Consider the following 21,385-nt stretch of genomic DNA (forward strand, 5'->3'; position numbering starts at 1 on the left):
AACGATGAACCTGTAGCCCCGGTCAGCATCCGCGACCGGGGCTTTTTTGACTACTCGCCCGCCAGCTTGCGCTGGTTTTTCTCCCGCAGATGCTTCGCCCGGCTCTCCAGAATCAGGTAGCCGATGGTCGCCAGCAGCAGCGGCAGGAAGTAGTACAGGGCGCGATAGGCAAGCAGGGCGGCAATAATCGCGCCGCGCGAAATCTCTTCCCCGGAAAGCATGGCGATAAATACCGCCTCAAGCACGCCAATGCCTGCCGGAATATGCACGATAACCCCCGCAATGCTGCTGACCAGCAGCACGCCGAGCACGAGAAAATAGTCCACCTGCGGGCCCAGCAGCAGCCAGATAATCGCCCCCATCGCCATCCAGTTCAGGCTGGAAACCGCCATCTGCAATAACGCGAAGCGCCAGGACGGCAGAACCAGCCGCTGGCCTTTTATCGTCAGATGGCGCTTTTTAGCAAAGGCGCAGGCCCACAGGTAAAACGCGGAAATCAGCAGTAAAACGACGCCCAGAATTTGCAGCGACGACTGGCTGATATACCAGCGCTCGGGCACCTTCACCATGCCGGAGCTAAAAATAATGCCGCCGAGCAGAATATAGCCCAGCCAGTTGGTGGTAATGCTCAGGGAGAAGATACGGGTAATGGTTGCGCCGCTCAGGCCGAGGCGCGAGTAGAGCCGATAGCGCATACCAATCCCACCCACCCAGGTGCTGAGCGTCAGGTTAAAGGCGTAGCAGATAAACGACACCAGCATCACCTGGCGTTTAGCCAGCTTGTGGCCGCAGTAAGCGCGCCCCAGCAGGTCGTAGCAGCCATAGATCAGGTAGCTGGCGATAACCAACCCGATGGCGCTGAGCAGCGCCGTACGGTTGTAATCGCGAATGACCTTCCACACGTCCTGCCAGTCGATTTTTTGCGCGTAGACCACCAGCAGAACGACGACGGCGATAAAAAAGAGCACCGTCAGGATTTTTTTCGCCATCCGCCAGCGAGGGTGAGATTTCGCCATCAGGATTTCACCTCCTGGTTTTCCGGGTCCACGCGGTCCTGGGTTTCTATTTCTGGCTGTACCGGGGGCTGAACCCGCGACAGCAGCGGCGTATGGGCCGGTAGCCATCCGACCCAGGCAGGGAAGTGGCGCAGGAAGTGGAACGCCAGCACGCTAATGCCGAGCCGCCACCAGGTTCGTTTCGACAAAATGCGCTTATCGACCTCGCGGCAGTCGTTAAGGATTAAGCCATTGAGATTATCGCGCAGCGTCTGGTTAAACTCGCGGTCGTGAATCACCAGGTTGGCTTCCAGATTCAGCGACAGGCTCAGGGGGTCGAGGTTGCTGGAGCCCACAGTGGCCCAGTGATCGTCCGCCAGCGCCACTTTGCCGTGTAGCGGACGGCGGCGATATTCGAAAATCTGCACGCCGCCTTTTACCAGATAGTGGTAGAGCAGGCGCGCGCCGAATTTGACAATCGGAATATCCGGCTCACCCTGAACGATGAGCTTAACGCGCACGCCGCGGCGGGCAGCGTTGCGCATAGCGTGCAGCAGCCGATAGCCGGGGAAAAAGTAGGCGTTAGCGATAATCACTTCCCGGCGGGCGCTGGTCAGCATCTTCAGATAGTGACGCTCAATATCATCGCGATGATCCTGATTATCCCGCCAGATAAACAGCGCCTGCGCTTCGCCGGGGTTGCGGTTGATTTCAGGCTTATGCCGACGCCGCTGCCACCAGCGTCGGGTCGCTTCGCTGGTGGGGAGGTTTTCGAGTTCAAATTGCAGAATATCGAGCACTACCGGCCCTTCGACCTGTACGGCGTAATCCTGTTTGGCCTCCGGACCGTAATCGGTCATGTGCTCGGCGGAGTAGTTAATGCCGCCGACAAAGGCGGTAACGTCGTCAATCACCACGATTTTGCGATGCATACGGCGAAATAAATTGGTGCGCATGCCGAGCAGGCGCGGGCGCGGATCGTAATAGCGAAAAATCACGCCAGCCGACGTCAGCTCGCCCACAAAGCTTTCGCTTAAATCCGGCGAGCCGTAGCCGTCCAGTAAGACCTCGACGCGCACGCCGCGCTGGGCCGCTTTTAACAGAACGGCATGGAGCTGTTTGCCGACGTCATCTTCAAACCAGATAAAAGACTCAAGGATCACCCGCTGCTGCGCGCGGCCGATGGCGGCAAACAGGGCCGGATAATAGTTATCGCCATTTTCTAATAGCCGAATGCGGTTTCCTTCCTGCCAGCTGCATTTCACAGATGTATCTCCACGCTAAGCGGTGCATGATCGGACAGATGACGCCACTGTTTTAACGCCAGCGCTCTGGGCTGGCTGGCGTGGGCGTTTTTTACGTAGATGCGGTCAAGTCGCAGCAGCGGAAAGCTGACCGGGAAAGTGCGCGCCGGGCGCCCTCTGGCGTGGGTAAAAATCTCCTCCAGCCCGGCCTGGGCTTTAAGCTGGCGGTTCGCCTGCTGCCGCCAGTCGTTAAAATCACCGGCTACCACCACCGGTTCGCCCGCGGGTAAACCGTTCACCCAGTCTGCCAGCATTGTCAGCTGGGCCTGACGTTGATGAGCGCGCAGTCCCAGGTGCACGCAGAATAAATGGATAGCGATGCCGCTTTCCGGCGGGACGATGCGGCAGTAGAGCAGGCCGCGCTTTTCGCTGTTGCCGACCGAAACATCGAGATTTTGATAATGTTCGATGGGGAAGCGGGAGAGGACCGCGTTGCCGTGATGCCCTTCCGGGTAAACGGCGTTACGACCGTAGGCATAATCGCTCCACATGGTATCGGCCAGAAACTCATAGTGGGTGGTATCCGGCCAGTTTTCGATATGCAGCGGATGAATTTCGTGCGCCCCCATCACCTCCTGCAGGCAAACAATGTCGGCGCTGACGCTGCGCACCGCTTCGCGTAATTCGGGCAAAATAAAGCGGCGATTGAACGCAGTAAACCCTTTATGAGTGTTAATTGTCAGCACGTTTAACGAAAATCGCGGCATTTGTTTGTCCTTATTTCTCTGGGCAATGTCACTTTCCTGTAGGAAATAGTGTAGTAGAGGTCACAAAAAGATGCGGTGATACGGAATTTTCCGTAAAGTGCGGTACTCTGAGTAGCAGAGAAAAATCCTTCAGGAGAGAAGCCATGAAGTGGCAACAACGTGTACGCGTCGCAACGGGTCTTAGTTGCTGGCAGATTATGTTGCATCTACTGGTCGTGGCAGTACTGGTGATGGGTTGGATGAGCGGCGCGCTGGTGCGCGTCGGATTAGGTTTGTGCGTGCTGTACGGCGTCACGTTAGTGTCGATGCTGTTTTTGCAGCGCCATCACGATGAGCGCTGGCGCGACGTCGGTGATTTCCTTGAGGAACTCACCACCACCTGGTACTTCGGTACCGCGGTGATCGTGCTGTGGCTGCTGTCGCGCGTGCTGCACAATAACCTGCTGCTGGCCCTCGCCGGGCTGGCAATACTGGCCGGTCCGGCGGTGGTTTCACTGCTGGCAAAAGATAAAAACAGATACGCTAAATCGTTCGGGCTACAACAAGGCGGCAACGCAGCGAATCCCCAGAAGCATAGATAACTATGTGACTGGGGGGAGCAAGGCGAGCCAGCACAGTTGTGGCTTGAACGATGACGAGTATTACGCGATCTTTCTTCGGAACATCGCATACGCCGCCGAGCCGGTGGTGGCCGCTATGACCAGTAGCGGCCACAAACTTCCCCACACGATTTCCAGACTCGCATCCTTCAAATAGATCTGCTTGGTGATATCGGTGAAATGACGAATCGGGTTCACCCACGTCAGGTTTTGTAGCCATACCGGCATATTTTCCACCGGCGAAACGTAGCCGGAGAGTAAAATCGCCGGCATCATAAAGACGAATACGCCGATAAACGCCTGCTGCTGCGTGGAGCACAGCGACGAAATCAGCAGTCCGAATCCTACCAGCGACAGACCGTAAACGATCATCGTGAAGTAAAACAGCAGCAGTGAGCCAGCGAAGGGAATCTGATAGGCCCAGATACCGATCCCCAGCACGATGGTCGCCTGCAGGGTGGCGACAATCAGCGCCGGGACCGCTTTACCGATAAAGATCTGCCAGGTTGCCAGCGGCGAGACCAGCAGCTGGTCGAGCGTCCCCTGTTCGCGCTCGCGGGCAACGGAGAGCGAGGTGACGATCATTACGCCGATGGTGGTGATCATGGCGATCAGCGACGGCACCACGAACCATTTGTAATCGAGATTCGGGTTATACCAGTTGCGTACCACCAGCTCGCTATTGTTCGGTTTGGCTTTGCCTTCCAGCAGGTCCTGCTGATAGCTTTTGACGATCTGCTGGAGGTAGTTGGCGGCAATTTGCGCGCTGTTGGAGTTGCGCCCGTCCAGCAGCAGCTGGAGCGGGGCGGTCTGGTTGGTGTCGAGGTTGCGCGAAAAATCCGCCGGGAAACGCACGACCAATAGCGCTTTTTGTTCATCGATGGTCGGTCTTATTTCCTGAGGGCTTTTCAGTAACAGCACGTGGGTGAAGGCTTTGGCGCGGGCAAAGCGCTGGGTCAGCTCCACGGCGTGCTTGCCGTTGTCTTCGTTATAGATGGCGATGGTGGCGTTCGTTACCTCCAGCGTGGCGGCAAAGGGGAACAGCAGCACCTGAATGAGCACCGGCATAATCAAAATCGCCCGCGTCTGCGGTTCACGCAACAGCGACTGTAGCTCTTTGCGGATTAACGTCCATAAGCGATGAAACATCTTATATTCTCTCTTTGTAATCCCGGACTGCGCTGCGCTTATCCGGGCTACCCGTTTGCCAGCCCTTGTAACCCGGGGAGCACGCAGGCAAATTAATCCAGACGCCGTTTGGTTTTCAGCCACGTCAGGCCGATAAACATCACCGCCGAGGCGATTAAAAACATCACGTTCACCAGCAGCACCACCGGGATGTTGCCCGCCAGAAACAGGCTTTGCAGGGTGCTGACAAAATAGCGCGCCGGGATCACGTAGGTCACCGCGCGGATTATCGCCGGCATGCTGTCTATCTGAAAAATAAACCCGGACAGCATAATTGAAGGCAGGAATGCGGCATTCAGCGCCACCTGCGCGGCGTTAAACTGGTTGCGGGTAATGGTGGAAATCAGCAGCCCCATTCCCAAGGTGCTCAGCAAAAACAGGCTGGTGATAAAAAACAGAATCACCAGCGAACCGCGAAAGGGCACGCCGAGAATAAACACCGCCACCAGCATACACAGCAGCATCGCCAGCATGCCGAGGAAATAGTAGGGGATCAGCTTGCACAGCAGCAGCTCGGCGCGCGTAATCTCGGTCGACAGCAACGCCTCCATGGTGCCGCGCTCCCACTCGCGGGCCACCACCAGCGAGGTCAGGATCGCGCCGACTACCGTCATAATGATGGTAATCGCGCCGGGGATAATAAAATGCTGGCTGATCGCGGCCGGGTTAAACCAGTAGCGCGTCTGCACGTCGATTAGCGGCTCGAAGGTTTCGCCGCGATCTTCCGCCCGCTGCTGCTGCCAGATTTGCCAGATGCCTTCGACGTAGCCCTGAGCGAAGTTAGCGGTATTCGGTTCGCTGCCGTCGGTGATGAGCTGGATCGGCGCATCGTCGCCGGGGCGGGCCATCTTCTGGTCGAAGTCCACCGGCAGGGTTACCAGGGCGCGAATGCGTCCCGCCTGCATCATCTGCACCAGTTCCTGGCGGTTATCGCTGATGGTGGCGTCGATATAAGGGGAGCCGGTCATGGTATGGACAAAATCTAGCGCCTCTTCGCTCTGCTGCTCCAGCAGCACGCCCACCCGCAGCTTGCTGGAGTCGAGGTTAATCCCGTAGCCAAAGATAAACAGCAGCAGCAGGGGGATGACCACCGCAATCAGCCAGCTGCTGGGGTCGCGGACAATCTGCCGCGTCTCTTTCACGCACAGGGCGCGTACGCGCCGCCACGATAGCAGTTTACCGCTCACCGGCGTTCTCCTTATCCCAGTCGTGAATGAGGGTGATAAACGCCTGCTCCATCGTCGGGTCAGGCTGTTCATCATCCGCCGCCAGCGCCTTCAGATCGTCCGGCGTGCCGCTGGCGATCAGTTTGCCGCGATAGACCAGGCCGATACGATCGCAATACTCCGCTTCATCCATAAAGTGGGTGGTGACCATCACCGTCACGCCTTTATCCACCATACTGTTGATATGCAGCCAGAATTCGCGGCGGGTGAGGGGATCGACCCCGGAAGTGGGTTCATCAAGAAACAGGATATCCGGTTCGTGCATCAGCGAGCAGGCCAGCGCCAGGCGCTGTTTATAGCCGAGCGGCAGATCGTCGGCGGCCTGCCGGGCGATGCTTTTCAGGCCAAACGCCTCGCTCATGCTGGCGATTTTGTCGTTCTGCGCCCGTCCGCGCAGGCCGTAGACGCCGGAGAAGAAGCGCAGGTTCTGCTCAACGGAAAGGTTGCCGTAGAGCGAGAACTTCTGCGCCATATAGCCCAGATGCTGACGCGCCTTGCCGGAGCTGACTTTCAGGTCCATGCCCAGCACCAGCGCTTTCCCGGAGGTGGGGACCAGCAGGCCGCACATCATCTTAAACGTCGTGGACTTTCCCGCGCCGTTAGGCCCGAGGAGGCCGAAAATCTCCCCGCGTTTGACCTGAAAATCAACGTGGTCGGTGGCGGCAAAATCGCCGAATTTCTTGGTCAGGGTCTGCGCCTCAATCACCGTGTCCTCATGGGAGCCTTCCACGGTGTGGATAATGTTGCCCAGCGGCGATTCGGCAGTACCGGCGCCGCCCAGCAGGTCGATAAAGGCATCCTCGAAGCGCGGCGCGGTTTCGGCGACCTCCAGCGGCGGCATATCGCCAGCCTTCTGTACATCGCTGATGCTGGCCTCTTTTTTAAGGATCAGGCGTACCGATTTACCCTGAATCACGCCATCGCTGACCTGCGGTAGCTTCAGCGTACGCTGGAGGAGGCGGCGGTTATTCTCCCGGGCGCTGGAAACCAAAAAGCTGCGTCCGGCCATGGTCTGCGTCAGCTCTTTTGGCGCCCCCTGGTAGAGCAGCTGGCCCTCGTTCATCAACAGAACGTCCCGGCACTGCTCGGCCTCATCAAGATAAGAGGTGCTCCAGAGGATCAGCATTCCGTCGCCCGCCAGTTCGTGCACCATCTGCCACAGTTCGCGGCGGGAGATAGGGTCGACGCCGACGCCGGGTTCGTCCAGTAGCAGGACTTTCGGTTCGCCGACGAGGGTGCAGGCCAGGCCAAGTTTCTGCTTCATGCCGCCGGAAAGCTTGCCCGCCAGCCGGCCGGTAAAGGGGCCGAGGGAGGTAAACTCCAGCAGCCTGGCGAAGGTTTTTTCCCGCGCCTCGCCGGTCACGCTGCGCAGATCGGCGTAGAGCGTCAGGTTTTCCATCACCGTCAGATCTTCATACAGGCCGAATTTCTGCGGCATATAGCCGAGCACCGCATGCAGGGCGCTATCGTCGGCAATCGGGTCGAAGCCGATCACTTTTGCGCTGCCTGCGTCGGGCTTCAGCAGCCCAGCGAGCATGCGCATCAGGGTGGTTTTTCCGGCGCCATCCGGGCCCACCAGACCGGTCACATAGCCGGAGTGAATGGTGCAGTCCAGCGGCGCGACGGCCGGGCGATCCATGCCGGCAAAGCGCCGGGTCAGGCCGCTCAGCGTAATCACGTCCTCGCTCATTGGCCGTTTCCGTGACTGAAGGTGACGGTGACCGGCATCCCCTGGCGCAGCGCGTCGTCGGCATCAGTGACCACAATACGCAGGCGATAAACCAGATCGGTGCGCAGGTCCGGCGTTTCCACGGTTTTCGGCGTGAATTCAGCGGTAGGGGAGACGAAGCCAATTTTGCCGCGGTAGGGTTTATCCGGGCGACTATCGGTGTAAAGCAGCACTTCGCGACCCGGCTGGGCCTGACCGAGGTTTTTTTCATCGATATAGGCGCGTACCCACACCGGATGGGTTAACGATAACGTCATCACCGTGCCGCCAGCGCTGAGCATGCTGCCCGGCTCGACGGCGCGGGTCATCAGCGTCCCGTCGGACGGCGAGGTCAGCGTGGTATCGTGCAGATCCAGCTTCGCCTGCGCCAGCGCGGCCTGCGCCTGTTCAAGGCTGGCTTTGGCCTGGGCGATTTCCTGCGGACGATTACCGGCGCGGTACTGGCGCAGCTTATCCTGCGCGGACTTCAGCGTCGCCTGGGCCTGATCGCGCGATGAGCGGGCGTTTTCCAGGTCGTTAGCGGAGATGGCGCTGCTTTTGCGCAGCCCCAGCTGGCGCTGGTAAAAATTCTGCGCATAGTCGTAAGCGGCCTGCGCCTGGTTGACCGCGGCGGCGGCCTGAGCGATCTCTTCCGAGCGATACCCCGCCATCATCAGATCGTACTGCGCCTGGGCGGTGGAAACGTTGGCCTGAGCCTGCTGCAGGGCATTCTCGTAGGGCGCTCGGTCCAGCTCGCCCAGGGTCTGCCCGGCTTTAATCGCATCGCCCTCGTCGACGCTGAGCGACGCCAGCCGCCCGCCCACGCGGAAGCTGAGGTTGACGGTACGAATATCCACGTTGCCATACAGCGTGAGCGCTTTCTGCTGGCTGCTCTGGTACCACCACCAGCCTCCGCCAATGACAGCGGCCAGCAGGAGAAGCAGCACAACGACGATGAGCGGTTTTTTCATGACTCCAGACTCCTTTGCGATAATCCTTCCAGAACGAAATCAATATGGCAGGTGATAACCTCAATAATTTGCGCGGTTTTGTCCCGATCGAACTCAGCCCAGCCCGCGCGGCGCAGCACCGTTTCCCTACCAAGGCGAAAAGCGAGAACTTCGCCCAGCAGCGCGTGGGTGTGGAGGACCATTTCCGTGCTGTCAGGATTAAGGCCGGTATAGGCGGCGATTAAGCGGGTCAGGTAGCAGTGTAGCGGAGCAATCACCTGATCGTGGATGAGCCGGTAGGCCGGCGTTGGCGACAGCTGCTCGCGGGAGATAAATTTGCTCAAATTGACGGTGTCGTCCTGGGTCAGCAGCAAAATCATATTCTGGCAGGCGCCCAGTATCAGGGTGCGCATGGCGGCTTTATCCGGAACAGGCTCAGCGAACAGCGCTTCCGCCGCCTGCGCGTGGGGGCGGAAATTGTGCTCGATAAAATCGGCAATCCACTGGGCGCAGGCGAGATAGAGATCGTCCTTGGAACCAAAATAGTAGGTAATGGCGGCGATATTCTGCCCGGCCTGGGCGGCAATATCGCGGGTTGTGGCGTGCAGGCCGTATTCGCCAAACTGGGCGATTGCGGCGGCGATAAGCTGGCTTTTCGCCTGCTCGCCCTTACTGGTCGTGGGAGTGGTTGTCATCGCGCGAGAAAAGTTAATCAATCGATTGATTAACTCTAGGCGCAGGTTGGCGGTTTGTCCACCGTTTGCTGCTAGATATGAAATCCTTCGCGACTCAGCTCTTCGGCAACCCAGGCAAAGAAGATCTTCACTTTCTCTTTTTGTTCATTCGGGTGCGGTAGAACGAAGTGATGCGCGTTAACCGGCATGCTGACGTCGCGGGTAAAGACGGGTTCCAGGTGGCGTTGGCTCACGCTCTGCCCGGCCAGCAAATTACTCTCAAGAATAATCCCCATTCCCATCCGGGCAGCCTCAATACTCATATAGGAGCGGTCAAAATTAAAAATAAAGTTTTTATTCCAGCCGCGAACCTTATGCCACGACAGCCAGTTGCTCCAGCCGATCAGCGTGCTATCGGAATGAATAAGGTCGCAGGCCAGCAGGTCTTCAATGGACTGAACGTCGCGGCCGGCTAAATAAGTCGATGAGCTAAAGGGGAGCACGCGTTCATTTTTTATGGTCTTGACCACCAGGGTTGGCCACTGTGAGAGCCCGTGGCGAATATCGATATCAATATTATCGCGGGAGAACTGGATGCTTTCATAAGAGCAGGTCAGGCTAATTTTAAGCTCCGGCCAGGCCTGGCGAAATTTATTCAGACGGGGCATCAGCCACAATAATCCAAAGCTCGGTGCGGAATGAATCCGTAAATAATCCTGGTGGATATCATTAATCACCTGGTTAGTGGCCTGACCAATAATATTTAACGCCCCGGAAACCTCTTTAAGGTATTTTTCGCCAATTGTGGTTAATACCATCCCTTTACTGCTACGGGAAAATATCTTTTTCCCCAGATACTGTTCCAGGCTGGCTATCTGATGACTTACCGCGGAGGCCGTAATATTAAGATTCTCTGCCGCCAGGTTCAGGCTGCCGGTATCAGCCACTTCAATAAAGGCCTGAATATTACGTAAGGATGGCATCGGCAAGCTTTTATTCTGCAGCGGCTGGTTCATGATTTCCTCCGGCGGGGGGAATAACGCAAGGCGGTTTTTTTACTCAGAAAGAAGGACGTCCAGCCGTTATCCCAGAAAATGATGGTCAGCATAGCACAGCCGGAAAATAAGTGATGGCGCAATCCGTGATGAAGTTAACAGTTTTTAAATGCACAACTCTCGAAAAAAATAATTGACAGGAATTTGAGTGCAGTCACGAAGCAAATTTTTCTCACGCGCAATTGAGCTTTTTTGAATACCCTTTCTTTTTGGGATTGTTATATTGCAACTACAGGCCTGATAACAGGGCGCGATGCGGTAAGGGTCGCGACAAAAAACATAAAAAAATAAAGAGGATACCCTATGTCACGTATAGATACTGTTGTCTGTACTGACGCCAGAAAAACAAAATATCGTTTCGTGGTTTTGACGATGATTTTCCTGGTGTATGCCATAAATTACGCCGACAGAACGAATATCGGCGCGGTACTGCCGTTCATTATTGACGAGTTTCATATCAACAACTTTGAGGCCGGGGCCATCGCCAGCATGTTTTTCCTCGGCTATGCGGTAAGCCAGATCCCGGCCGGTTTTTTTATTGCCAGACGCGGCACCCGGGGACTGGTCTCGCTGTCTATTTTCGGCTTTTCCGCTTTTACCTGGCTGATGGGCACCGTGAGCTCGGTGTTTGGCCTGAAGATGGTGCGACTGGGGCTGGGGCTTAGCGAAGGGCCGTGCCCGGTGGGGCTGGCTTCAACCATTAATAACTGGTTCCCGCCGAAAGAGAAAGCCACGGCAACGGGCGTCTACATCGCCGCCACCATGTTTGCGCCGATAATCGTACCGCCGTTGGCGGTGTGGATCGCGGTTACCTGGGGCTGGCGGTGGGTCTTTTTCTCCTTTGCGATACCGGGGATTGTGGCGGCGGTCGCGTGGTACCTGTTGGTTAAGTCAACGCCCGCGGAAAGCGGATTTGTTTCGCAACGCGAACTGGAAGAGATTAATGCCGGGCGTGAAACCGATAAAAACGCCGTCCGCGAAAATATATTAATTGCCGATCGCTTCACCTGGCTGGATAAAATTATTCGGGTGAAAAAGATGGCGCCTATCGATACGGCGAAAGGATTATTTACCTCGAAAAATATTCTTGGCGACTGTCTGGCCTATTTTATGATGGTCAGCGTGTTGTACGGGTTATTAACGTGGATCCCGCTGTATTTAGTGAAAGAGCGCGGTTTTGACGTGATGAGTATGGGCTTCGTGGCGAGTATGCCGTGCATCGGCGGCTTTATTGGCGCGATTGGTGGAGGCTGGATCTCGGATAAAGTGTTAGGCCGCCGGCGTAAACCCACCATGATGTTCACCGCGATTTCAACCGTGGTCATGATGCTCATTATGCTGAACATTCCAGCAAGCACCTTGGCGGTATGTATTGGATTATTCTTTGTCGGTTTTTGTTTGAATATTGGCTGGCCGGCTTTTACCGCCTACGGAATGGCCGTTTCGGACAGTAAAACCTATCCGATTGCCTCTTCTATTATTAATAGCGGCGGCAACCTTGGCGGCTTTGTCGCCCCGATGGCCGCCGGTTTTTTACTTGATCAGACCGGCAGCTTTAATTCTGTATTCACCTATTTTGGTATCTGCGCCGCAATAGGTCTGGTGGTGATTCTTTTCCTCGATGAGCCACAATAACGGCAATATTTCTGTTAATTAATATGACGTCATGTCATGGAGTGAAAATATGTTATTAAAAGATAAAGTCGCCATTATTACTGGCGCGGCCTCCGCACGCGGTTTGGGTTTTGCCACCGCCAAATTATTTGCCGAGAACGGCGCCAGCGTGGTCATTATCGACCTCAATGGCGAAGCCAGCAAAGCCGCAGCGGCGGCCCTGGGCGAAGGCCATCTTGGTCTGGCAGCGAACGTCGCCGATGAAGTTCAGGTGCAGGCCGCAATCGAACAGATTCTGGCGAAATATGGCCGGGTCGATGTGCTGGTGAATAACGCCGGCATTACCCAGCCGCTGAAGCTGATGGAAATTAAGCGCGCCAACTATGACGCTGTGCTGGACGTCAGCCTGCGCGGCACGCTGCTGATGTCGCAGGCGGTTATTCCGGCGATGCGGGCGCAAAAATCGGGCAGCATTGTCTGTATCTCATCGGTTTCCGCCCAGCGCGGCGGCGGTATCTTCGGCGGCCCGCACTACAGCGCGGCAAAAGCCGGTGTGCTCGGCCTGGCGCGGGCGATGGCGCGCGAGCTTGGCCCGGATAACGTCCGCGTAAACTGCATCACGCCGGGGCTGATTCAGACCGATATTACCGCCGGCAAGCTGACCGACGACATGACGGCCAATATCCTCGCCGGGATCCCGATGAACCGTCTGGGCGATGCGGTGGATATCGCGCGCGCCGCCCTGTTCCTCGGCAGCGATCTCTCTTCCTACTCGACCGGTATCACCCTGGACGTGAACGGCGGCATGTTAATCCACTAAGCGAGGCAAGCAGATGAAGATGACAGAAACACAACAAGTTGCCGCGGCGGCGTGGCGTATTCGTCGCTATGCCCTGCAAATGGGCGAAGTCCAGGGGCAGGGCTATATCGGCCAGGCATTAGGCTATGCGGATGTGCTGGCCACCGCCTTCAGCCACGCGATGCGCTACCGTCCGGAAGATCCGCAGTGGGAAGGGCGTGACCGTTTTCTGCTCTCTCACGGTCATTACGCCATCGCCTATTATGCGGCGCTGCTGGAAGCGGGAATTATCCCGGAAGAGGAGCTGGAGACCTACGGTTCCGACGACAGCCGCCTGCCGATGTCGGGCATGGCGACCTATACGCCTGGAATGGAGATGTCCGGCGGCTCGCTGGGGCAGGGGCTCTCCATCGCCGTCGGGATGGCGCTCGGTCTGAAGAAGAAGGGCAGCGCATCCTGGGTTTTTAACTCTATGTCGGATGGGGAGCTGGACGAAGGTTCAACCTGGGAAGCGGCGATGTCGGCCGCCCACTACGGCCTGACTAACCTGATTAACCTCGTTGACGTGAACAAACAGCAGGCGGACGGCGATTCGCGCAAAATTCTCGGCTTTGAGCCGCTGCATGAAAAATGGGCCGCCTTCGGCTGGTACGTGCAGCGCGTGGACGGTAACGATCTGGCGGCGGTGGTGGCCGCCTTTGATAACGCGAAAAATCATGCGGGCAACCAGCCGCGGGTCATTTTATGCGACACGCTGATGGGCAAAGGGGTGCCGTTCCTTGAAACCCGCGATAAGAACCATTTTATCCGCGTCGATGCCGACGAATGGCAAAAAGCGATTGCGGTGCTGGACGCCAACAAACCGGAAGGAGTGCTGTAATGAGCCAGAGTAAACCACGCTTAAAAACGTCGGCGATGATCGCCTCCATTGCTGATGAAGGGCAGGCGACCGTTTCCGCGCCGTTTGGCGTCGCGCTCTCGAAGCTGGCGGCCCAGCGTCCGGAAATCGTCGGTATGACCGCGGACCTGTCAAAGTATACCGATCTACATATTTTCGCCCAGGCCTTTCCGGATCGCTTCTTCCAGATGGGAATGGCGGAGCAGCTGCTGATGGGGGCCGCCGGGGGAATGGCGAAGGAGGGATTTATTCCCTTCGCCACCACCTATGCCGCTTTTGCCACCCGTCGCGCCTATGATTTTATCCATCAGGTGATTGCCGAAGAGCATCTGAACGTGAAGATCTGCGCGGCGCTGCCGGGCCTGACCACTGGCTACGGGCCGAGCCATCAGGCAACGGAAGATCTGGCGATTATGCGCGGCATTCCCGGCATGGTCATCGTCGATCCCTGCGATGCGCTGGAGATAGAGCAGGCGGTACCGGCGATTGCCGACCACGACGGTCCGGTGTATATGCGTCTATTGCGCGGTAAGGTGCCGCTGGTGCTCGATAAATATGATTATCAGTTTGAGCTGGGCAAGGCGAAGCTGCTGGAGGACGGTAACGATGTACTGATTATCTCTTCCGGGCTGATGACCATGCGCGCCCTCGAGGCGGTTGAAAAACTGCGGGCCGATAATATCAGCGCGGCGGTGCTGCATGTCCCCACCATCAAACCGCTTGATGAAAAAACGATCGTTGCGCAGGCTTCGAAGGCCGGCCGTCTGGTGGTGACCGCGGAAAACCACACGTCGGTCGGCGGGCTGGGGGAGGCGGTTGCCGCGCTGCTGATGCGTAAAGGCGTACGCTGCGAGCTGGATACCGTCGGTTTGCCTGACGAATTCCTGCTGGCCGGCGCGCTTCCTACGCTGCACGACCGCTACGGCATCTCCACCGCGAAGATGGTCGAAAAAATTAAGTATCGCCTGCGTTAATCGCTTTCGCCGCCGCGTTCTGTGGCGGCGTTTCTCTGCTTTTGTTCGCGGTTTCCCCGTCGAGGCATTAAACGGGCTATTTCGGGGACGCCTGGCGCGAAGCGCCATCGCCGCTTCTCATCGACAGGACGGGGAGCAGTGGTTTGTTAGCCGGAGGATTCTTTTCGGCAGATTTTATGCGGTTCGTCACAAAATCTGCTAGACTGCGCAGCTTCATGGCATTGTGGTTTTTGCCATCTCTTTCGCAATAATCTCCCTGAAAACTACGCCTGTGACGGGCCGGGGCGGTTCGGAGTTGTTATGTCTTTTGATTCCCTTGGCCTGAATCCTGAAATCCTGCGCGCCGTCGCTGAGCAGGGCTACGTTGAGCCAACCCCAATTCAGCAGCAGGCTATCCCGGCAGTATTACAGGGGCGCGATCTGATGGCCAGCGCTCAGACCGGTACCGGCAAAACGGCGGGATTTACGCTGCCGCTGCTTCAGCATCTGATCCAACAGGAGCCGCATGCTAAAGGGCGTCGCCCGGTGCGTGCGCTGATCCTGACCCCAACGCGCGAGCTGGCGGCGCAAATTGGCGAGAACGTCCGGGATTACAGCAAATACCTCAACGTTCGCTCGCTGGTGGTGTTCGGCGGCGTGAGCATTAATCCGCAGATGATGAAGCTGCGCAGCGGCGTCGATATCCTGGTGGCAACGCCGGGTCGTCTGCTGGATCTTGAACATCAGAACGCCGTGAGCCTCGACAAAGTCGAAGTGCTGGTGCTGGACGAAGCCGATCGTATGCTGGATATGGGCTTTATTCACGATATTCGCCGGGTGCTGGCGAAGCTGCCGGCCAGACGTCAGAACCTGCTGTTCTCCGCAACCTTCTCCGATGACATTAAATCGCTGGCGGAAAAGCTGCTGCATAACCCGCTGGAGATCGAAGTCGCCCGCCGCAACACCGCCTCTGAGCAGGTGAGCCAACTGGTGCATTTTGTCGATAAAAAGCGCAAACGCGAGCTGCTGTCGCAGATGATCGGTGAAGGTAACTGGCAGCAGGTGCTGGTCTTTACCCGCACCAAGCACGGCGCAAACCATCTGGCGGAACAGCTCAATAAAGACGGCATCCGCAGCGCCGCTATTCACGGCAACAAGAGCCAGGGCGCGCGTACCCGCGCATTGGCTGACTTTAAATCCGGCGGCATTCGCGTACTGGTGGCCACCGATATCGCCGCGCGCGGTCTGGATATTGAAGAGCTGCCGCACGTGGTGAACTACGAGCTGCCAAACGTACCGGAAGACTATGTGCACCGTATCGGTCGTACCGGGCGCGCCGCGGCAACGGGTGAAGCGCTGTCGCTGGTTTGCGTTGATGAACATAAACTGCTGCATGATATCGAACGCTTGCTGAAAAAAGAGATCCCGCGTATTGCCCTGGCGGGCTACGAGCCGGATCCATCGATTAAAGCCGAGCCGATTCAGAACGGTCGTCAGCAGCAGCGCGGCGGCGGTCGCGGTGGCCAGAGTCAGGGCCGCGGTGGCCAGGGGCAAGGTCGCGGTCAGCAGTCCGCTCCGCGTCGTACCGATGGCGAAGCGCCGAAAGCGCGAACTCAAGACGGTAAGCCTCCTCGCCGTCGTCGCCCGCGCAAACCCGCCGCGGCGGAGTAACGCTATCCCGTCACTCCTGTGGCGAGTGTCGCAATCGCGCGGCTAAGCCACTGATGGGTTGTCCGGGTAAGACTCCTTACCCGGACGCGCTTCGCTCAGCATAACCTCGAGCGTGATTCCAGTTTGCTCAGAAAGACGTTCCTTCCGACGGCTAAAAAATGGCACAATAGTGGCTGTTTATACAGTATTCAGGTTTTCTCATGGCTTTGACCGCAGCGCTGAAAGCGCAAATCGCCGCCTGGTATAAGGCGCTTCAGGAACAAATCCCTGACTTTATTCCCCGTCCTCCGCAGCGGCAGATGATTGCCGATGTGGCGAAGACGCTCGCCGGGGAAGAGGGGCGACATCTGGCGATAGAAGCCCCGACCGGCGTCGGCAAAACCTTGTCATACCTGATTCCCGGCATCGCCATTGCCCGTGAAGAACAAAAAACGCTGGTGGTCAGTACCGCCAACGTTGCTCTGCAGGACCAAATCTACAGTAAAGACCTGCCGCTGCTGCGCAAAATCATTCCCGACCTGCGATTTACCGCCGCCTTTGGCCGCGGGCGCTACGTCTGCCCGCGTAACCTGGCCGCGCTTGCCAGCACCGAGCCAACGCAGCAGGATTTACTGGCCTTTCTTGATGACGAACTCACGCCTAACAACCAGGCGGAACAGAAGCTGTGCGCGACGCTGAAAGCGGACCTTGATAGCTACAAATGGGACGGCCTGCGCGATCATACCGATAAAAATGTGGATGATTCATTATGGAGCCGCCTGAGCACTGATAAAGCCAGCTGCCTGAACCGCAACTGCCACTATTATCGCGAATGTCCGTTTTTTGTCGCCCGCCGGGAAATCCAGGAAGCGGAAGTGGTGGTGGCGAACCATGCGCTGGTGATGGCGGCGATGGAAAGCGAAGCGGTGCTGCCGGAACCGAAGCATCTGCTGCTGGTGCTGGATGAAGGCCACCATCTTCCGGAGGTGGCCCGCGATGCGCTGGAAATGAGCGCGGAAATCACCGCCCCCTGGTACCGCCTGCAGCTGGATCTTTTTACGAAGCTGGTCGCGACCTGCATGGAGCAGTTTCGCCCTAAAACCACGCCGCCGCTGGCGAATCCCGAGCGTCTGAATGGGCATTGCGAGGAGCTCTACGAGCTCATCTCCTCCCTGAATAATATCCTCAATCTGTACATGCCGGCCGGGCAGGAGGCGGAGCACCGCTTCCCGATGGGGGAGCTGCCGCAGGAAGTGATGGAGATTTGCCAGCGGCTGGCGAAGCTCACCGAAACGCTGCGCGGTCTGGCGGAGCTGTTCCTTAACGATCTGGGCGAAAAAACCGGCAGTCACGACGTGGTGCGTTTGCACCGGGTTCTGCTGCAGATGAACCGCGCGCTGGGGATGTTTGAAAGCCAAAGTAAACTGTGGCGGCTGGCATCGCTGGCGCAGTCCTCCGGCGCGCCGGTGACCAAATGGGTCACCCGCGACCTGCGGGATGGCCAGATGCATATCTGGTTCCACTGCGTGGGGATCCGCGTCAGCGATCAGCTGGAGAGGCTGCTGTGGCGCAGCGTCCCGCATATCGTCGTTACCTCTGCGACGCTACGCTCGCTTAATAGCTTTTCGCGTCTGCAGGAGATGAGCGGGCTGAAAGAGAAAGCGGGAGACCGCTTTGTGGCGCTGGATTCGCCCTTTAATCACGTCGAACAGGGTAAAATCGTCATTCCGCAGATGCATTACGAACCGCTTATCGATAACGAAGAGCAGCATATTGCCGAGATGGCCGCCTATTTCCGGGAACAGGTTGAGAGCAAAAAGCATCTCGGCATGCTGGTACTCTTCGCCAGCGGAAGAGCGATGCAGCGGTTTCTCGAACACGTTACCGATCTGCGCCTGCTGCTACTGGTTCAGGGGGATAAGCCTCGCTACCGGCTGGTCGAGCTGCATCGTAAACGCGTTGAAGGCGGCGAGCGCAGCGTACTGGTTGGGCTGCAATCCTTCGCGGAAGGCCTGGATTTAAAAGGCGAACTGTTAAGCCAGGTGCATATCCACAAGATCGCTTTCCCGCCGATTGACAGCCCGGTGGTGATCACCGAAGGCGAATGGCTCAAAAGCCTCAACCGCTATCCGTTCGAAGTTCAGAGCCTGCCCAGCGCGTCATTCAACCTGATTCAACAGGTTGGCCGCCTGATCCGTAGCCATAGCTGCTGGGGAGAGGTGGTAATTTATGATAAACGCCTGTTGACCAAAAACTACGGTAAGCGTTTATTGAATGCATTACCCATATTTCCGATAGAGCAGCCAGCCGTCCCTGAGGTTATAGTAAAAACTAAAACAAAACAGACGCGTCGCAAACGGCGTTAGCGGTGCAATGTCGACGCGGTGAGAAGCTCAGAGGAGCCTGCAATGGACTACAGCAAAATCATTAAAGAAGTCGGGCGCGGAAAAAACCACGCTCGCGACCTGGACGTGGAAACGGCCCGCGCGCTCTACTCGCGGATGCTTAACGGCGAGGTGCCTGACCTTGAGCTCGGCGGCATTCTTATTGCCCTGCGCATCAAGGGCGAAGGTGAAGCGGAGATGAAGGGCTTCTATGAAGCGATGCAGGAGCACACCATTAAGCTGACGCCGCCGGTCGGCAAACCGATGCCGATTGTGATCCCCAGCTATAACGGCGCGCGTAAACAGGCCAACCTGACGCCGCTGCTGGCCGTCCTGCTGCATAAGCTCGGCTTTCCGGTTATCGTTCACGGCGTTAGCCACGATCCCACCCGCGTGCTGACGGAAACCATTTTTGACCTGATGGGGATCCCGGCGACGCTTCACGCGGGCCAGGCACAGGCGCGGCTAGACAGTCACCAGCCGGTTTACGTTCCGGTCGGCGTATTTTGTCCGCCGCTGGAAAAACAGCTGGCGATGCGCTGGCGCATGGGCGTGCGTAACAGCGCCCACACCCTGGCCAAGCTGGCGACGCCGTTTGCCGAAGATGCGGCGCTGCGCCTGTCGAGCGTTTCGCACCCTGAGTACGTCGGTCGGGTCGCGAAATTTTTTGCCGGGATCGGCGGCCGGGCGCTGCTGATGCACGGTACTGAAGGCGAAGTTTACGCTAACCCGCAGCGCTGCCCGCAGATTAGCCTGATTGATGAGACCGGTACGCGGGTGGTTAACGAGCGTCAGGATGGCGCCGCTGCGCAGGCAGTCGCTCTGCCGGAGTCAAAAGATCCCGAAGTGACCGCGCGCTGGATCGAGCGCTGTATGGTCGGGAGCGAACCGCTGCCGTCATCGTTGAAAATTCAGCTGGCCTGCTGTCTTTTGGCCACCGGCGTGGTCTTGTCTCTGGAGCAGGGGCTGGCGAAGGTGGCTGAGAGCTGGTAACCCTATCGCAGGCAAAAAAAAGCCCGTCCAGTGGCATGGACGGGCAAGGCAAGGGTATTAAAGGATCTTACAGGGTTAAAACAGTGGCATTACAGGGTGTTGCTGTTGCTACAGGGATAACTGACGATTATTTATAGATAACCGCAGTACCGCTCAGTTTGTTGTTGCTGTTAGCGGAGGTAATGCTATAGCCGGTTGCACCAGCGGCCTCGGCTTTTTCAGCCAGTTTAGCTTCCAGTCCATCCAGCGTCGTCGCGCCTTCAGCGGAAACCACACCAATTTTGTTCATGCTCTCTGCCTGAGCCGATGTCACCGGCTGAGCGGCGAACGCGCCGAAAGACAGAGCGGAAAGGGCGATAGCGGCGGCAGCATATTTGATGTTTTTCATAGTTAATCTCTCGCAGGTTGTTCTGTATAGGGGACGATGTTCCGTCGATGTGATAAGTATCACGGTTTTTAGCGGGAGATAAAATCGAAGGAAATTAACAGTCTTCATCTAATTTTTTGAACGACTATTAATTTATTGAATATTAATAAATTATTTTAGCCGGCGGCGGCGAAACAGGTCGGGGCGGCGAACGGGGGGCTGGAAGGGCACATTTTGCCACGCCGTTTGCCAAAAAACGTGCGCGAAAAGATAACGCGATGTGCGTAATGAACGGTAAATATTGGTCAGCGAAGCTGGCTATCCTTGGAGCCTCTGCGATTATATCCTGAAAATGTATTGTTATGTAAATCTTTCTCCTGTTGGCATTTTACGCAGTATTTCACCCCCGCCACCGCCCGTCGACGCGCCTCAGGAATCGGCTCTCCGCATTCTTCACAAAATTTGTTGCTTTCCCCCGATGACAGTTCGTTTCGCGCCCGAGCTATCGCGTCGTTGATGGTGCTGTCGATCTGTTCCTGCACCGCGTCATCATTCGCCCAGCCTGATGCCATAGTTCACCTCGCTATCTCGCCTCTCTTTAGTATAGAGAATATGGGGATAAAAAATGACCAGACAAGGCTCAGATCTCTGACCATTCGCGCAGCAGGTTATGGTACAGATTAAGCAGAGACAGGACTTCGTCACTTTCGCCGTGGCGGCTTTTTAATTTCTGAATATTGCCATCCAGTTCAAACAGCATACTGCGGCGTTTATCGTCGCGGATCATTGACTGAACCCACAAGAACGAGGCGACGCGAACGCCTGAGGTCACCGGGGTGACGCAGTGCAGGCTGCTTGAAGGATAGAGCACCAGGTCCCCGGCAGGGAGCTTAACCGAATGCTGTCCGTAGGTATCGTTCACGACCAGCTCACCGCCTTCGTAGCTCTCCGGGGGGCTTAAAAAGAGCGTGGCGGAAAGATCGGTGCGCATCCAGCCTCCCTGCGCCTGGCTGCGCACCGCGCCGTCGACGTGGAAACCATAAGTTTCGCTCTGCTGATAACGATTAAACAGCGGGCTGGAAATCGCTTTCGGCAGCGCGGCGGCAAAAAACAGCGAGCTGCGATTCAGCGCCGCCAGTACGTTGCCCTGAAGTTCGCCGTAACGATTGCTGTGGGTATCAACCTGCTGGTTATTTTTGACCTGGGCGCCCAGATCGCCGGTCGTCACGCGCCCGTCGACCCATTCCGCCTGCTGCAGCTGAGCGATAAAATCGTCCACTTCCTGAGAGCTGAGAACGGCGGGAATATGATACATCATCGT

Annotated in this window: 20 protein-coding genes; 8 read left to right on the forward strand and 12 right to left on the reverse strand. The window is 57.1% G+C overall.

Annotation, left to right across the window (positions count from 1 at the left end):
- Nucleotides 1-50 precede the first annotated feature (50 nt).
- The 3 genes from ABLU96_RS18690 to ABLU96_RS18700 are packed head-to-tail and all read right to left on the reverse strand — an operon-like array spanning nt 51 to nt 3,006.
- Nucleotides 51-1,016 (reverse strand): YbhN family protein, encoded by a 966-nt coding sequence (locus tag ABLU96_RS18690; RefSeq protein WP_025108110.1) that lies wholly within the window; start codon nt 1,014-1,016, stop codon nt 51-53.
- Nucleotides 1,016-2,260 carry a cardiolipin synthase ClsB gene (gene clsB, locus ABLU96_RS18695; protein WP_014837867.1) on the reverse strand — a complete coding sequence of 415 codons (1,245 nt, stop codon included), beginning with the start codon at nt 2,258-2,260 and terminating at the stop codon, nt 1,016-1,018. Before clsB ends, ABLU96_RS18690 begins: the two co-directional genes overlap by 1 nt.
- A complete protein-coding gene (locus tag ABLU96_RS18700; protein WP_077267780.1) occupies nt 2,257-3,006 on the reverse strand; it encodes an endonuclease/exonuclease/phosphatase family protein in 750 nt (249 codons plus the stop codon). Before ABLU96_RS18700 ends, clsB begins: the two co-directional genes overlap by 4 nt.
- 143 nt (nt 3,007-3,149) lie before the next feature.
- On the opposite strand from ABLU96_RS18700, the gene ABLU96_RS18705 reads away from it, so the two are divergent.
- Entirely contained in the window at nt 3,150-3,587 is a 438-nt protein-coding gene (locus ABLU96_RS18705) for a YbhQ family protein (RefSeq protein WP_004130686.1), read from the forward strand.
- Between the two features lie 60 nt (nt 3,588-3,647).
- Here ABLU96_RS18705 and ABLU96_RS18710 read toward each other — a convergent pair whose 3' ends face one another.
- The 6 genes from ABLU96_RS18710 to ABLU96_RS18735 all read right to left on the reverse strand — a co-directional run bounded on the left by ABLU96_RS18710 (nt 3,648) and on the right by ABLU96_RS18735 (nt 10,367).
- Nucleotides 3,648-4,754 (reverse strand): ABC transporter permease, encoded by a 1,107-nt coding sequence (locus ABLU96_RS18710; protein WP_004849064.1) that lies wholly within the window; start codon nt 4,752-4,754, stop codon nt 3,648-3,650.
- 92 nt (nt 4,755-4,846) lie between these two features.
- Nucleotides 4,847-5,980 carry an ABC transporter permease gene (locus ABLU96_RS18715; protein ID WP_014228500.1) on the reverse strand — a complete coding sequence of 378 codons (1,134 nt, stop codon included), beginning with the start codon at nt 5,978-5,980 and terminating at the stop codon, nt 4,847-4,849.
- Nucleotides 5,970-7,709, reverse strand: a complete 1,740-nt coding sequence (locus ABLU96_RS18720) for an ATP-binding cassette domain-containing protein (RefSeq protein ID WP_025108108.1) — start codon at nt 7,707-7,709, stop codon at nt 5,970-5,972. Before ABLU96_RS18720 ends, ABLU96_RS18715 begins: the two co-directional genes overlap by 11 nt.
- Nucleotides 7,706-8,698, reverse strand: coding sequence for a secretion protein HlyD (gene hlyD / locus ABLU96_RS18725; RefSeq protein WP_025108107.1), 993 nt, complete (start codon nt 8,696-8,698; stop codon nt 7,706-7,708). Before hlyD ends, ABLU96_RS18720 begins: the two co-directional genes overlap by 4 nt.
- Nucleotides 8,695-9,372 (reverse strand): transcriptional regulator CecR, encoded by a 678-nt coding sequence (gene cecR / locus ABLU96_RS18730; protein ID WP_064404719.1) that lies wholly within the window; start codon nt 9,370-9,372, stop codon nt 8,695-8,697. Before cecR ends, hlyD begins: the two co-directional genes overlap by 4 nt.
- A 71-nt stretch (nt 9,373-9,443) precedes the next feature.
- Nucleotides 9,444-10,367: a LysR substrate-binding domain-containing protein gene (locus ABLU96_RS18735; protein WP_014837871.1), complete on the reverse strand. Its 924-nt coding sequence runs from the start codon at nt 10,365-10,367 to the stop codon at nt 9,444-9,446.
- A 342-nt stretch (nt 10,368-10,709) separates the two neighbouring features.
- On the opposite strand from ABLU96_RS18735, the gene ABLU96_RS18740 reads away from it, so the two are divergent.
- The 7 genes from ABLU96_RS18740 to ybiB all read left to right on the forward strand — a co-directional run bounded on the left by ABLU96_RS18740 (nt 10,710) and on the right by ybiB (nt 19,697).
- Nucleotides 10,710-12,041, forward strand: a complete 1,332-nt coding sequence (locus tag ABLU96_RS18740; RefSeq protein WP_032748828.1) for an MFS transporter — start codon at nt 10,710-10,712, stop codon at nt 12,039-12,041.
- Between the two features lie 49 nt (nt 12,042-12,090).
- On the forward strand, nt 12,091-12,840 hold the full coding sequence (locus ABLU96_RS18745; protein ID WP_014228506.1) for a glucose 1-dehydrogenase: 750 nt from the start codon (nt 12,091-12,093) through the stop codon (nt 12,838-12,840).
- A gap of 13 nt (nt 12,841-12,853) precedes the next feature.
- Nucleotides 12,854-13,699 carry a transketolase gene (locus tag ABLU96_RS18750; RefSeq protein ID WP_014228507.1) on the forward strand — a complete coding sequence of 282 codons (846 nt, stop codon included), beginning with the start codon at nt 12,854-12,856 and terminating at the stop codon, nt 13,697-13,699.
- Nucleotides 13,699-14,691 carry a transketolase family protein gene (locus tag ABLU96_RS18755; protein ID WP_348862706.1) on the forward strand — a complete coding sequence of 331 codons (993 nt, stop codon included), beginning with the start codon at nt 13,699-13,701 and terminating at the stop codon, nt 14,689-14,691. The genes ABLU96_RS18750 and ABLU96_RS18755 overlap by 1 nt, the downstream gene beginning before the upstream one ends.
- Before the next feature lie 300 nt (nt 14,692-14,991).
- The gene (gene rhlE, locus ABLU96_RS18760; RefSeq protein ID WP_049079915.1) at nt 14,992-16,341 is read left to right on the forward strand and encodes an ATP-dependent RNA helicase RhlE; all 1,350 of its coding nucleotides are present in this window, start codon (nt 14,992-14,994) and stop codon (nt 16,339-16,341) included.
- A gap of 200 nt (nt 16,342-16,541) precedes the next feature.
- On the forward strand, nt 16,542-18,686 hold the full coding sequence (dinG, locus tag ABLU96_RS18765; protein WP_025108101.1) for an ATP-dependent DNA helicase DinG: 2,145 nt from the start codon (nt 16,542-16,544) through the stop codon (nt 18,684-18,686).
- A 42-nt stretch (nt 18,687-18,728) separates the two neighbouring features.
- On the forward strand, nt 18,729-19,697 hold the full coding sequence (ybiB, locus tag ABLU96_RS18770; RefSeq protein WP_025108100.1) for a DNA-binding protein YbiB: 969 nt from the start codon (nt 18,729-18,731) through the stop codon (nt 19,695-19,697).
- Nucleotides 19,698-19,824: 127 nt separating this feature from the next.
- Here the strand turns inward: ybiB and ybiJ are convergent, their stop codons facing one another.
- From ybiJ to ybiX, 3 genes are all read right to left on the reverse strand, one after another.
- A complete protein-coding gene (gene ybiJ, locus ABLU96_RS18775; RefSeq protein WP_004130722.1) occupies nt 19,825-20,085 on the reverse strand; it encodes a DUF1471 family protein YbiJ in 261 nt (86 codons plus the stop codon).
- Nucleotides 20,086-20,369: 284 nt separating this feature from the next.
- Nucleotides 20,370-20,636, reverse strand: coding sequence for a DksA/TraR family C4-type zinc finger protein (locus ABLU96_RS18780; RefSeq protein ID WP_004130731.1), 267 nt, complete (start codon nt 20,634-20,636; stop codon nt 20,370-20,372).
- A 68-nt stretch (nt 20,637-20,704) separates the two neighbouring features.
- The gene (gene ybiX, locus ABLU96_RS18785; RefSeq protein WP_025108099.1) at nt 20,705-21,382 is read right to left on the reverse strand and encodes a PKHD-type hydroxylase YbiX; all 678 of its coding nucleotides are present in this window, start codon (nt 21,380-21,382) and stop codon (nt 20,705-20,707) included.
- Between the last annotated feature and the right edge of the window lie 3 nt (nt 21,383-21,385).

The organism is Klebsiella sp. CN_Kp106 (assembly GCF_040064575.1).
Lineage (GTDB): Bacteria > Pseudomonadota > Gammaproteobacteria > Enterobacterales > Enterobacteriaceae > Klebsiella > Klebsiella michiganensis.